The sequence below is a fragment of the Nocardioides sp. genome (assembly GCF_031397825.1).
In the GTDB taxonomy this organism is placed as follows: domain Bacteria; phylum Actinomycetota; class Actinomycetes; order Propionibacteriales; family Nocardioidaceae; genus Nocardioides.
In genome coordinates, this window is sequence record NZ_JANNML010000146.1 from 26,182 (window position 1) to 38,098 (window position 11,917).

General features: G+C 70.6%; 15 protein-coding genes. All 15 read left to right on the top strand.

Annotation, left to right across the window (positions count from 1 at the left end; translation table 11 throughout):
• The first annotated feature begins 32 nt into the window (after nt 1-32).
• Complete coding sequence (locus tag RMN98_RS12865; protein ID WP_309649210.1) at nt 33-488, top strand: flagellar hook capping FlgD N-terminal domain-containing protein; 456 nt, start codon at nt 33-35, stop codon at nt 486-488.
• 19 nt (nt 489-507) lie between these two features.
• Nucleotides 508-1,362, top strand: coding sequence for a flagellar hook-basal body complex protein (locus RMN98_RS12870; protein ID WP_309649211.1), 855 nt, complete (start codon nt 508-510; stop codon nt 1,360-1,362).
• Nucleotides 1,363-1,499: 137 nt separating this feature from the next.
• The gene (locus RMN98_RS12875; RefSeq protein WP_309649212.1) at nt 1,500-1,862 is read left to right on the top strand and encodes a flagellar FlbD family protein; all 363 of its coding nucleotides are present in this window, start codon (nt 1,500-1,502) and stop codon (nt 1,860-1,862) included.
• Complete coding sequence (locus RMN98_RS12880) at nt 1,862-2,629, top strand: motility protein A (protein ID WP_309649213.1); 768 nt, start codon at nt 1,862-1,864, stop codon at nt 2,627-2,629. Before RMN98_RS12875 ends, RMN98_RS12880 begins: the two co-directional genes overlap by 1 nt.
• Before the next feature lies 1 nt (nt 2,630).
• The gene (locus RMN98_RS12885; protein ID WP_309649214.1) at nt 2,631-3,518 is read left to right on the top strand and encodes a flagellar motor protein MotB; all 888 of its coding nucleotides are present in this window, start codon (nt 2,631-2,633) and stop codon (nt 3,516-3,518) included.
• A complete protein-coding gene (gene fliL, locus RMN98_RS12890) occupies nt 3,515-3,964 on the top strand; it encodes a flagellar basal body-associated FliL family protein (protein ID WP_309649215.1) in 450 nt (149 codons plus the stop codon). The genes RMN98_RS12885 and fliL overlap by 4 nt, the downstream gene beginning before the upstream one ends.
• Nucleotides 3,965-4,054: 90 nt before the next feature.
• A complete protein-coding gene (locus RMN98_RS12895) occupies nt 4,055-5,017 on the top strand; it encodes a flagellar motor switch protein FliM (protein ID WP_309649216.1) in 963 nt (320 codons plus the stop codon).
• Nucleotides 5,014-5,847: a flagellar motor switch protein FliN gene (gene fliN / locus RMN98_RS12900; RefSeq protein WP_309649217.1), complete on the top strand. Its 834-nt coding sequence runs from the start codon at nt 5,014-5,016 to the stop codon at nt 5,845-5,847. Before RMN98_RS12895 ends, fliN begins: the two co-directional genes overlap by 4 nt.
• Nucleotides 5,848-5,850: 3 nt before the next feature.
• Nucleotides 5,851-6,417 carry a flagellar biosynthetic protein FliO gene (locus tag RMN98_RS12905; protein ID WP_309649218.1) on the top strand — a complete coding sequence of 189 codons (567 nt, stop codon included), beginning with the start codon at nt 5,851-5,853 and terminating at the stop codon, nt 6,415-6,417.
• A 59-nt stretch (nt 6,418-6,476) separates the two neighbouring features.
• Complete coding sequence (fliP, locus tag RMN98_RS12910) at nt 6,477-7,382, top strand: flagellar type III secretion system pore protein FliP (RefSeq protein ID WP_309649219.1); 906 nt, start codon at nt 6,477-6,479, stop codon at nt 7,380-7,382.
• A 6-nt stretch (nt 7,383-7,388) separates the two neighbouring features.
• On the top strand, nt 7,389-7,658 hold the full coding sequence (gene fliQ / locus RMN98_RS12915) for a flagellar biosynthesis protein FliQ (RefSeq protein WP_309649220.1): 270 nt from the start codon (nt 7,389-7,391) through the stop codon (nt 7,656-7,658).
• Complete coding sequence (locus RMN98_RS12920) at nt 7,658-8,425, top strand: flagellar biosynthetic protein FliR (RefSeq protein ID WP_309649221.1); 768 nt, start codon at nt 7,658-7,660, stop codon at nt 8,423-8,425. Before fliQ ends, RMN98_RS12920 begins: the two co-directional genes overlap by 1 nt.
• Nucleotides 8,422-9,573 (top strand): EscU/YscU/HrcU family type III secretion system export apparatus switch protein, encoded by a 1,152-nt coding sequence (locus RMN98_RS12925; protein WP_309649222.1) that lies wholly within the window; start codon nt 8,422-8,424, stop codon nt 9,571-9,573. The genes RMN98_RS12920 and RMN98_RS12925 overlap by 4 nt, the downstream gene beginning before the upstream one ends.
• Before the next feature lie 76 nt (nt 9,574-9,649).
• Nucleotides 9,650-11,314 carry a flagellar biosynthesis protein FlhA gene (locus RMN98_RS12930; RefSeq protein ID WP_309649223.1) on the top strand — a complete coding sequence of 555 codons (1,665 nt, stop codon included), beginning with the start codon at nt 9,650-9,652 and terminating at the stop codon, nt 11,312-11,314.
• A gap of 85 nt (nt 11,315-11,399) precedes the next feature.
• Nucleotides 11,400-11,917 (top strand): type VI secretion system-associated protein TagF (gene tagF, locus RMN98_RS12935; protein ID WP_309649224.1); only part of this gene is annotated, 518 nt, incomplete at its 3' end.

Sequence of the window (11,917 nt, forward strand, 5' to 3'; positions counted from 1 at the left end):
GGAACGCGTTGTCCATCCCGGCAATCGAAACCATGGCGCCGCCCACGGGCATGCTCGCCAGCACGTCCACGGCGGGAGCAGGCTCGGCCGACAAGGAGATGTTCCTGCAGCTCCTGGTCGCCCAGCTGCGCTACCAGGACCCGATGAACCCGAGCGACACCAGCGAGTTCCTCTCGCAGTCGGCGCAGTTCACCGCGCTCGAGAAGATGCAGTCCGTCGCCGACCAGACCGGTGCCCTGCTCGGGGCCCAGATGGCCTTCGGTGGCGCCCAGCTGGTCGGCCGCCAGGTCACCTACACCCTGGGCGACGGCACCGAGGGGAGCGGTCTCGTCAGCGGCGTGACGTTCGGCCCCTCGGGCCCCGTCCTCGACGTCGGTGGCATCGAGGTCCCCATCTTCCAGGTCCAGTCCGTCACCGACGGAAGCCCGACCACACCGGCCACCCCGGCCGCCACCACCACCCCATCCGTGGCAGTTCCGGCCCTCTGAGGGCCCGAGAGGACATCTCATGCTTCGTTCACTCTTCGCCGGCATCAGCGGCCTTCGCGTCAACCAGACCATGCTCGACGTCACCGGCAACAACATCGCCAACGCCAACACGATCGGCTTCAAGTCCAGCACCGTCGTCTTCCAGGACACCTTGAGCCAGATGCTCACCGGCGCCTCCGGTGCCAGCGCCGGCCAGGGCGGCACCAACCCGATCCAGGTGGGTCTCGGCGTGCAGGTCGCCGCGGTCGCCTCCAACCTGCTCCAGGGATCGGCCCAGATGACCGGCCGGGCCACCGACCTGATGATCCAGGGCGACGGCATGTTCGTCCTCCAGGACGGCAACGAGCAGATCTACACCCGCGCCGGCGCATTCACCTTCGACGAGACCGGCACCCTGGTCAGCCCCTCGGGCGCCCGGGTCCAGGGTTACGCCCTCGACGCGGCCGGCCTCGCCACCGGAGGCCTGATCGACATCACGCTCGACTCCGCCGGGCTCACCCCGGCGGTGCCCGTGGGCGAGGAGCTCACGTCCTACGCGATCGGCACCGACGGCAAGATCCGCGGCGTCTTCTCCGACGGCATCCAGCGCGACATGGCCCAGCTCGCGCTGGCCGACTTCAACAACCCCAACGGCCTCGAGCGCGTCGGCGAGACGTCGTTCCGGGGATCGGCCAACTCCGGTGTCGCCGAGATCGACGTCCCCGGCGCCGGACAGCGCGGCAGCCTGATCGGCGGCGCCCTGGAGATGTCCAACGTCGACCTGGCCGCGGAGTTCACCAACCTGATCCTCGCCCAGCGCGGGTTCCAGGCCAGCTCGCGCGTGATCACCACGTCCGACCAGGTCCTCGAGGACCTGGTCAACATCAAGCGCTGACCCACGTCCGTGCGACGGGCGGCGCGTCGTCGCAGCCCGTCGCGCGGATCCCTCAGGTCTTTACCTCCCCTACCGATGAGACCTCTGACAGCCACGGACGGCCGTCGAACACCCGCACTAAGGATGGTGCTCCCCCGATGATCTTGCTGACCCGTCTCTCCGGCTCCGCGTTCGCGCTCAACTCCGAGCTGATCGAGCGCGTCGACAGCACGCCCGACACCGTGATCACCCTCATCGACGGCTCCAAGTACGTCGTCGCGGAAGGCCTGCACGCGGTCGTCAACGCCATCCGCTACCACCGCGCCGAGGTCATCGCGCTCAGCGCCCACGTGCAGGTGGGCGAGATCGAGGCCTGGCCGGACGGCGACCGGGTGTCGCCCGACGCCGCCCGGTCCCTCCAGGACTCCCCCCTGCCGGCCGACACGGCGCCGAGGCTGGCCTCGGTCACCGTCCATCCCGCCCTCCAGGGGCTCGAGAACCGGTCGGAGGGGAAGGCCTGATGGACCTCGCGACCCCCATCGGCATCGGCGTCGGCTTCGGCGTCGTCTTCGCCTCCCAGATCATGGAGGGCGGCAACCCGATGAGCCTCATGCTCCCGGCGCCGCTGCTCCTCGTCTTCGGCACCACCCTCCTCGTGACGCTGGCCGGCGGCACGATGCAGGACGCCAAGGGCTCGTTGGCCGCGCTCAAGCGCGCCTTCACCGGCAACATCACCCCCGCCTCCGACGTCGTCCCAGCCGTGGTCCAGCTGGCCGAGCGGGCCCGCCGCGAGGGTCTGCTGGCCCTCGAGGACTCCCTCAAGGACATCGACGACGAGTTCCTGGTCAAGGGTGTGACCCTGGCCATCGACGGCACCGACCCCGACGAGGTCCGCGAGATCCTCGAGTCGGAGATGATCGCCAAGAAGCGCTCCGACAAACAGTCCGCCAAGTTCTTCGCCGACGCCGGCGCCTACGCCCCGACCATCGGCATCATCGGCACCGTGATGGGTCTGGTGCACGTCCTGGAGAACCTCGCGAAGCCCGAGGAGCTCGGCCACCTGATCGCCGCGGCCTTCATCGCCACGCTGTGGGGCGTCATGTCCGCCAACGTCATCTGGCTCCCCCTGGGCAGCCGGCTCAAGCGGCTCAGCGAGCTCGAGGTCGCCCGCATGGAGATCGTCATCGAGGGCGTCGCGGCGATCCAGGCCGGCTCCAACCCGAGAGTCATCGCGCAGAAGCTCACCTCGCTGCTGCCCGTGGGTCAGACGGTCCCCGAGGCGGCCTGAGATGTCGACCAAGCGACGCCGGCTCGAGGAGCCGGAGGAGCACGAGAACCACGAGCGCTGGCTGGTCACCTACGCCGACATGGTGACCCTGCTGATGGTGCTCTTCATCGTGCTGTTCGCCATGAGCCAGGTCGACCAGAAGAAGTTCAACGCACTCAAGGACGGGCTGGCAGCAGGCTTCGGCCAGTCGACCTCCGTGCTGGACGGCTCCTCCTCCATCCTCGACCAGGCCGGGACGTCCTCGATGGCACCGGTGGCGCCTGCGCTCAACTTCCAGGAGCTGACCGAGGTCGAGCTCGCCTCCACCTCCAACGGGGTGGCCGAGGCAGTGCAGGACGCCGTACGACGGCGCCAGGACGCCGAGGCCGAGGTGACGCGTTTCGAGGCACTCCAGGAGCAGGTGCTGAAGGCACTGCGGAAGAAGGGACTGGCCGACGACGTGCAGGTCTCCTACGACGAGCGCGGGCTCGTGCTGAGTCTCGTCTCGCGACACGTCGTGTTCGAGGCCGACCTCGCCACGCTGAGCACCCGCGGCCGCGAGGTCGTGGACACGCTCGCCACCGTGCTGGCCGACGTCGACGAGCCGCTCCAGGTCGACGGTCACACCAACCAGGTGAAGGTGAAGCCGAAGTACTTCGCCAGCGACTGGGACCTCTCGGCCGCCCGCGCCCTGACGGTGCTGCGCCGGCTGGACGAGGTGGGCGGCCTGCCCGGCAGCCGGCTGATGCTGGCCGCCTACGGCCACGAGAAGCCACTGGTGGACCCGGACCTCCCGGGCTCGCAGGAGGTCAACAAGCGGGTGGACGTGGTCGTCCTGTCGTCGCTGCCGTCCGAGACCCGGGCGATGCTGGACGACGTGGTGGCCTCACGGGAAGGAGACGGATCATGAGCACCAAGACGGCCCCGGCGCCGAGCGACGCGGCTCCCGCCGAGGAGAAGGCGAAGGGCGGCGGGAAGAAGAAGATCCTGCTGATCGTGCTGGTGCTCGCCCTGGTGGCCGGCGCCGCGTGGTTCTTCCTGCTGCGACCCTCCGGCGAGGCCGAGCCGGAGGCCGTGCCGGGTGAGGTCCTGGTCCTCGAGCCGGTGCAGATCAACCTCGCGGAGAGCCACTACCTGCGCATCGGGGTGGCCCTGCAGCTGATCGAGGGCGCCCACGAGCTCGACGGCAGCAAGGCGCTGGACGCGGTCATCGAGATCTTCAGCGGGCGGAGCACCGAGGAGCTGACCAAGCCGGCCGGGCGCCACAAGCTCAAGAAGGAGCTCAGCCACGTGCTCGAGGAGAGCTATCACGGGGAGGTGATGGGGGTCTACTTCACCGAGTTCGTCACCCAGTAGTCGCCCGACCTCATCGGAGCCCGGCCCGAACCGCTCCGGACCAGTCCGGATTTCTCTCAGGTGCACCGGGAGGGGGCCGATCCCCCTGACGTGAGCCTGCCGCCGTCGACCATCTCCGCGCCCCGACCGGGCAGCGGGAGCGGTCGCGCACGCCGTCGTACGCGGACCGTGGATCCCGTCGCCTACGACTTCCGGCGACCGATCCAGCTGTCCCGCGAGCACCAGCGCATCCTGCAGCTGGGCTTCGACGGCTTCGCCCGCCAGGCCACGACGGTCTTCACCTCCGCCCTGCGCAGCGTGTGCGCGGTGTCCGTGGTGAGCATCGACCAGCGCAGCTATGCGGAGTACGTCGACTCGCTCGGCGCCGCGACCTACATGACCAAGTTCTCCGCGGACCCGATGCCGGGCGTCGGGGTCCTCGAGATGCCGCTGGACGCCACGATGTCCTGCGTCGACCACATGCTCGGCGGCCCCGGGTCGGGCGACCAGCCGCAGCGGCCGCTGACCGAGATCGAGAGCGGCGTCATCCGCGGCCTCATCGAGCGGCTGCTGGCCGAGATGCGCTACTCGCTCTCGGGCATCGTCGGCCTGGAGCCGACCATCGTCGGCGTGGAGTACAGCCCCCAGTTCGCCCAGGTTGCCGGTGCCGCTGACGTGATGGTGGTGATGCGCCTCGAGCTGCGCATCGACGAGCGCGCCCACCGGATGACCGTGTGCCTGCCCTTCAGCGGCCTGCTGCCCCACCTCACCGCCGCCGCGGCCCCGGCTCCCGTCTCCAACCGCGAGCGCGCCCAACGCGCCCAGGCGGCCGCCCTGCTCCAGGAGCAGTTCCAGACCGTGCCCGTCGACGTCACCGTCCGCTTCCGCTCGACGAGCGTCGACCCGGCCGTCCTCAGCGACCTCCGCCCCGGGGACGTCCTCCGGCTGGCCCACCCCGCCTCCGCACCCCTCGACGTCACCGTCGAGGACACCACGTTCGCCCATGCGACCGCCGGCGCCCAGGGCCCGCGCCTGGCCGCCCTGATCGTGAGCACCCCGAAGGAGACCTCATGACCACCCCACCGCTCCCCTCCGACCCGAACGACCTGGCGATCGCTGCCGGCGAGGCGGCGGCCGAGGTCCTGCCCGCGGCGACCCCGCTCGTGGCCGGAGGTGCCCAGCCGGGCACCGAGCACGTGGTCTCCTCCTTCGCCGGCGCGGCCGTCGCCGAGGTCGCCGGCAGCCGGATCGCGGTCCTCGTGGGTGACGAGCTCGTGGCCGCGCTCGAGGCCAGCCCGCTGGGCGGTCTCGACCTCGCCGCGGCGGTGCAGCCGGCGCTCGACGCCGTCGCCGCCGTCCTCGGCGGGTCCGCGCAGGCCGCCACGCAGGTCGAGCTGACCCTGGTCGTCTCCGACCTCGGCGGCCCCTTCACCGTCGTCCCCCTGATCGGCAGCGGCATCGCTGCAGCCCTCCTCCTGCCCGACGCCCTCCTGGCGCCCGGCGCAGCCGCGAGCGCGGGCCCGGGTGCTGGCCCGACGGTGACCGCACCGGTGGCGTCCGGTGCGGTCCCCGTCGGGGCGGCACCCGTGCGCGACCTGGGTCCGGGAGCCCCGGTCCACGGGGGCGGCCACGGCTCCAGCGTGATCCCGCTCGCCCACCGCGGCATCGAGATGCTGCACGGCGTCGACATGGAGGTCACCGTCGAGCTGGGCCGCACCCGCATGGCCGTGCGCGACCTGCTCGCCCTCGCCCCCGGAGCGGTCCTCGAGCTCGACCGGGCCGCCGGGAGCCCCGCCGACCTGCTGGTCAACGGCCGGCTCATCGCCCGCGGCGAGGTCGTCGTCGTCGACGAGGACTTCGGCCTGCGCGTCACCGAGATCCTCGACGACCAGGCCGCGAGCTGACCCATGACCGAGCTCGTCGTCCGACTCGTCTTCTCCCTGGCGGTGGTGCTGGGGCTGCTGCTGCTCACCGCCCGCCTCGGCGCGCGGCGCTTCAAGGGGCGTGCCGGCTCGCCGGTCCGGGTCCTGCACCGTCAGGCCCTCAGCCGGACGTCATCGGTCACCGTCGTCACCGTCGGGTCCCGGGTGCTGGTGCTCGGCACCACCGAGCAGCAGGTGCGCGTGCTGGCCGAGCTGGACCCCCACGAGCTCGAGGACCTCGGTGACACCGGTGACACCGGCAGCGAGGTCGACCTGGCCCCGGTCGCCCACCTGGTCAGCGCCCCCACCACCTCGTCGGCCGGGTTCGCGACACTCCTGCACGACCAGCTGGAGGCACCGGCAGCCCCGACACCCCCGTCGCCCGGTCGGCACGCCGCCCCCCGCAGCCACGCGGCGCAGCGCCGGACCGCGTCGCGCCGGGCCGCACCCCCGAGCACGACCGCGCCGGCCGAGGGCGCCCTCGCGGGCTCCGTGCTCTCTCCCCAGACCTGGCGCCAGGCGCTCCAAGCCGTCTCAGGGCGAGCCTCGTGAGTCGGCCGGGGGGCCGCACCAGCCGGGGACTGGCCGGACGAGCACCGGGGAGGGTGCTCGTGCTGCTGGCCCTGGGGGTCACGATCTGGCTCGGCCAGAGCGCACCCGCGTCGGCGACCCCCGCCCCGGGTGCGACGACCGCGACCTCCGGCGTACCCCTCCAGGAGACGCCGACCCCCACCGACGCCCCGACCGACGCTCCCACCGGCGCCCCGGCTGACGTGCCCGCCGTCCCCACGAACGAGCCCGGCGTCGACGGGCCCCGAGGGCCGACCGGCCCCACCGGCGCCCAGGGCGACCCGGGATCGGTGACCGTCGACTTCGGCGGTCTCACCGACAAGCCGAGCTCGTCGGTCGTGCTGCTGGTGGCGATGACCTTCCTGTCGCTGCTGCCCGCGATCCTGCTCACGTGCACCAGCTTCACCAAGATCCTGGTGGTGCTCGGGCTGACCCGCAACGCGCTGGGCCTCCAGCAGACGCCGCCCAACCAGGTCCTCGCGGGGCTGGCGCTGTTCCTCAGCCTCTTCATCATGGGCCCGGTGCTCTCGGAGATGAACGACGTCGGCGTGCAGCCCTACCTCGACGGCGACAAGACGACGACGCAGGCCTTCGACGACGGCATCGTGCCGCTGCGTGAGTTCATGCTCGACCAGACCGGCGACGAGGAGCTGACGCTGCTGACCAACGTCGCCGACCGCGAGCTGCCGGAGAACCGCGACGAGGTCGGCCTCTCGACGCTCATCCCCGCCTTCGTGCTGAGCGAGCTCAAGCAGGCCTTCATCATCGGCTTCATCATCTTCATCCCCTTCCTGGTGATCGACATCGTCGTGTCCGGGGCGCTGATGGCGCTCGGCATGATGATGATGCCGCCGGTGATGGTGTCGCTGCCGTTCAAGCTGTTGCTCTTCGTGCTGGTCGACGGCTGGGGCCTGGTCATCAAGTCGCTCGTGGCGAGCTACGGGTAGCAGCCGATGACCGACACCGAGATCATCGAGATCGCCATGCAGACCATGATGGTGGCGCTGAAGCTGTCCGCCCCCGTCCTCACGACCGCCCTGGTCATCGGCTTCGTCGTCTCGCTCTTCCAGTCGATGACCCAGATCCAGGAGTTCACCCTCGCGTTCGTGCCCAAGCTGGTCGGTGTCGGCATCGCCCTGCTCATCAGCGGCAACTGGATGCTGCACACGCTGATGACGTTCACCACCCAGCTCTACGAGCGCATCCCGGCGCTGCTCGGCTGATGACCCTCACCTTCGCCGGCGAGCCCCTGGTCGCCTTCCTGCTGGCCTCGGTGCGGGTGGTCGCCTGGCTCGCCGTCGTGCCGCCGTTCTCCTCGCGGGCGGTACCGGCGATGGCGAAGGTCGTGCTGTCGCTGGGACTGTGCTTCGCGGTCGCCCCCGTGCTGGCCGAGTCCGAGATCCCGCTCGACGCCCCCAGCCTGCTCCTGACGGTCCTGACCCAGGCGCTGATCGGCATCGCGATGGGTTTCGTGACCTCGATGCTGCTGGGCGCGATCGCGGCCGCCGGCAGCCTGGTCGACGTCTTCGGCGGCTTCTCCCTGGCGCAGGGCTTCGACCCGCTCGGGATGAACATGAACTCCGTCTTCGGCACCTTCCACCAGATGCTGGCCACGATGCTGCTCTTCGCCAGTGGCGGGCACCTGCTGGTGATCGGCGGCCTGCTGCGCACCTTCGAGCTCCTGCCGATCGGCACCACCCCCGACGTGGACGGCGGCGCGAGCGTGCTGACCAAGGCGTTCCTGATGTTCTTCGTGACCGCGGTGCAGATCGCGCTGCCGATGATCGCGGTGCTGTTCATCTCCGACCTCGGGCTCGCGCTGCTGACCAAGATCGCGCCCCAGCTGCAGGCGATCAACGTGATGTTTCCCGCCAAGATCGGGCTCACCCTGCTCCTGGTCGGTCTCTCCTTCCCGGTCCTGCCGGGCGTCATGCGCACGATGGTGGACATGGCGCTGCAGGCCATGGACGCGATGGCGGGCGGCTCATGAGCAGCGGGGAGGAGAAGACCGAGAAACCCACCGCCAAGAAGCGCAAGGAGTCCCGCAAGGAGGGGCAGGTCCCCCGCACCCAGGAGCTGGGGGCCTGGGCCGCGATGCTCCTCGCGGGGTTGGCGATGCCGGCCATGATGGGCCGCGAGATCGATGCGATCAAGGGCCTGATGACCGCCTGCCTGCGCACCATCGAGGACCCCACCGCCTCCGACGCGCTCCAGCTCCTCGGACAGGGGTCCGCCCACGCGTTCAGGGCGCTGGTGCTCCTGGGGGCCGCCGTCATGGTCGTGGGGGTGGCGTCGGCGCTCGCCCAGGGCGGCTTCTTCCTGGCCACCAAGACCGTGAAGCCCACGTGGTCCAAGCTCGACCCGATCAAGGGCGCCAAGCGCGTCTTCGGCATCCAGGCGCTCTGGGAGGGCGCCAAGATGCTGCTCAAGTGCGCGCTCGTCGCGGTGCTCGTCAAGGGTGCCGTCACGTCGATGATGCCGCTGCTCGGCGGCATGGTCCCGATCGACTTCATGCTCCACCAGACCGGTGACGAGGCCCTCGCACTGATCCGCAACGTCGCGATCGCCGGGCTCCTCATGGCCGGCGCCGACTACGCGATGAACCGGCGCCGCATCGGCAAGCAGACCCGCATGACCAAGGAGGAGATCAAGCAGGAGCACAAGCAGCAGGAGGGCGACCCCATGCTCAAGGGCGCGATCCGCTCCCGGCAGCTGGCGATGGCCCGCAACCGGATGATGGCCGACGTCCTCACCGCCGACGTGGTGCTGGTCAACCCCACGCACGTCGCCGTGGCCCTGCGCTACGACCCCGAGGCCGGGGCACCCACCGTCGTGGCCCGCGGGGCCGGCACGATCGCCGCGCGGATCCGCGAGCTGGCCGGCGAGCACGACGTGCCCCTCGTGCAGGACGTGCCCCTCGCCCGCGCCCTCTACTCCTCCACCCAGGTCGGCCAGGAGATCCCCGCAGAGCTCTTCGCGGCCGTCGCCCAGGTCCTCGCGTTCGTGATCAGCCGCCGCAACACCGGCCGTGTGGGCGGCACCCACCGCAGCCCGCGCCGCGAGGCCGAGCTCGACCCGGTGCCGGTCGCGGGACGCCGCCGCCGGATCCCCTCAGGTCCGGTGCTCGCGACCCGATAGGGACGACGACGCCAGGACGGTGTCGTGCTGCGCCAGGGACGGCGGGATCCGCAGCCGACCCTGAAAGGCGCACCCGATGCCCCTCAAGCGACTGACCCAGCTCGGTGTCCCGGTCGGCATCGTGATGATCGTCGTGATGCTCGTGGTGCCGCTGCCCGCGGTGCTCCTCGACGTGCTCATCGCGGCCAACATCGTCGGGGCGCTGCTCGTCCTGCTCACCGCGATGTTCGTGGGTCGGCCGCTCGACTTCGCCAGCTTTCCCGCCCTGCTGCTGGTGATGACGCTCTTCCGCCTCGCACTCAACGTCAGCGCCACCCGTCTGGTGCTCATCGACGGTTACGCCGGCAAGGTCATCGAGACCTTCGGCCACTTCGTCGTCGGCGGCTCCCTGATCGTCGGCCTGATCATCTTCGCGATCCTGCTCATCATCCAGTTCGTCGTCATCACCAACGGTGCCGGCCGCGTGGCCGAGGTCGGGGCGCGGTTCACCCTCGACGCCATGCCCGGCAAGCAGATGGCCATCGACGCCGACCTCAACTCCGGTCTCATCGACGAGGACGAGGCCCGCCGGCGTCGCGCCGAGGTGCACGCCGAGGCCGACTTCTACGGCGCGATGGACGGTGCCTCCAAGTTCGTCAAGGGCGACGCCATCGCCGCGATCATCATCACCCTCGTCAACCTCGTCGGCGGCTTCACGATCGGCATGGTGCAGCGCGGCATGTCGGCCGGCGAGTCGGTGACGACCTACTCGCTGCTGTCGGTCGGAGACGGGTTGGTCTCGCAGATCCCGGCCCTGCTGCTGTCGGTGGCGACCGGTCTCGTCGTCACCCGCAGCGCCGGGACCAAAGACTCCGACATGGGCTCCGACATCGTCTCCCAGCTCGTCGCCCGCCAGGCGCCGCTGCGCATCGCCGGGTTCGCCGGCATGGCCCTGTGCCTGATCCCGGGCATGCCCAAGATCCCGTTCCTGCTCACCGGGGGCGTCCTGCTGCTGGTCTCGACCCGCGTCACGGACCCGGGGTCCCCGGGCAAGATCGGTGCTCTCCCTTCTGCCGACGCCCTCGCGCTCGAGACGACCAGGAACCCCGACCTGCCGGAGACCCTGGTCGAGGAGATGCTCGTCGACCCGTTGGGGCTCGAGCTCTCCGCCGACCTCATCGACCTCGTCGATCCGCTCAGCGGGGGTGACCTGCTCGAACGGGTCAAGGGACTGCGGCGCAAGATCGCCGGTGACCTCGGCATCGTCGTACCCCTGGTGCGCACCCGTGACGACGTCACCCTCCCGGCGCGCACCTACGTCATCAAGCTCTTCGGCATCGAGGTCGCCCGGGGCGAGGCGCCCCCGGGCACCGTGCTCGCCATCGGCGACTTCCTCGGCTCGCTCCCGGGCGAGGCCACGCAGGAACCCGTCTTCGGGCTCGAGGCCAAGTGGATCCCGGCCGAGCTGCGTCACCAGGCCGAGCTCGGCGGCGCCACGGTCGTCGACCGGTCCGCGGTGATCACCACCCACCTGTCCGAGATCGTCACGGTCCACGCGGCCCGGTTGCTCGGGCGCGAGGACGTGCGGCTGCTCGCCGACGTCGTCAAGCGCACCCACCCCAACGTGGTCGACGAGCTGACGCCGGCCCAGCTCTCGCTCGGCGAGGTGCAGCGGGTCCTGCAGTGCCTGCTCCCGGCGACGCGCCCGAAAAGTTCTTCATCACCTTCAACATCGAGAACCGCCGCACGCGCTTCGACGTGACGGCCAACAGCGTGCAGCATCCGATCCGCCTGCGCGAGATCCGCGAGTTCAATTGCCCGGAGGGGTTGTGATCGCGGGGTCAGCCATGTTCCCCGAGGCCTTGCCCGGCTGGTTCGGCAAGCTGCCCGGCATGGGCGATTTTGCGCACCGCCGGTTGCCCGAATCGTTTCGCACGCCGTGGGATGCCTGGCTGCAGAGCGGCCTGAGCGGGCTGCGCCAGCGCCACGACGACTGGACCGAGCGCTACCTGGAAAGCCCGCTGTGGTCGTTCGTGCTGGGCGAGCGCGTGATCGGGCCGACGCGATGGGTCGGCGTGCTGATGCCGTCGGTCGATGGCGTGGGACGCTACTTCCCGTTCGTGCTGGTCAGCGAGATCACCGTGCCGCAGGAAGACGCATTGCGTGGCGACGCGCTGGCGCAAGTGCGCCGCTGGTGGACGCGCGGCGCGCAGGCCGCGCTCGACGGCCTGGAGAACGACCTCGACGCGGCACGCTTCGATGCCACGTTGGGTGCCTTGTTCGGTGGCACGGCCACCGATGAAGCCGAAGGCGCCACCGATGGCATTTGCCTGCTGCCGGCCGCCGGCCAGTCGCTCTGGCTGAC

Bases quoted from the DNA above. Each gene is read 5' to 3' on its own strand.
- fliL (WP_309649215.1), top strand. From the start codon at position 3,515: ATGAGCACCAAGACGGCCCCGGCGCCGAGCGACGCGGCTCCCGCCGAG.
- RMN98_RS12930 (WP_309649223.1), top strand. From the start codon at position 9,650: ATGCCCCTCAAGCGACTGACCCAGCTCGGTGTCCCGGTCGGCATCGTG.
- RMN98_RS12920 (WP_309649221.1), top strand. From the start codon at position 7,658: ATGACCCTCACCTTCGCCGGCGAGCCCCTGGTCGCCTTCCTGCTGGCC.
- RMN98_RS12865 (WP_309649210.1), top strand. From the start codon at position 33: ATGGCGCCGCCCACGGGCATGCTCGCCAGCACGTCCACGGCGGGAGCA.
- RMN98_RS12870 (WP_309649211.1), top strand. From the start codon at position 508: ATGCTTCGTTCACTCTTCGCCGGCATCAGCGGCCTTCGCGTCAACCAG.
- RMN98_RS12925 (WP_309649222.1), top strand. From the start codon at position 8,422: ATGAGCAGCGGGGAGGAGAAGACCGAGAAACCCACCGCCAAGAAGCGC.
- RMN98_RS12885 (WP_309649214.1), top strand. From the start codon at position 2,631: ATGTCGACCAAGCGACGCCGGCTCGAGGAGCCGGAGGAGCACGAGAAC.
- RMN98_RS12880 (WP_309649213.1), top strand. From the start codon at position 1,862: ATGGACCTCGCGACCCCCATCGGCATCGGCGTCGGCTTCGGCGTCGTC.
- RMN98_RS12875 (WP_309649212.1), top strand. From the start codon at position 1,500: ATGATCTTGCTGACCCGTCTCTCCGGCTCCGCGTTCGCGCTCAACTCC.
- RMN98_RS12905 (WP_309649218.1), top strand. From the start codon at position 5,851: ATGACCGAGCTCGTCGTCCGACTCGTCTTCTCCCTGGCGGTGGTGCTG.
- fliQ (WP_309649220.1), top strand. From the start codon at position 7,389: ATGACCGACACCGAGATCATCGAGATCGCCATGCAGACCATGATGGTG.
- fliN (WP_309649217.1), top strand. From the start codon at position 5,014: ATGACCACCCCACCGCTCCCCTCCGACCCGAACGACCTGGCGATCGCT.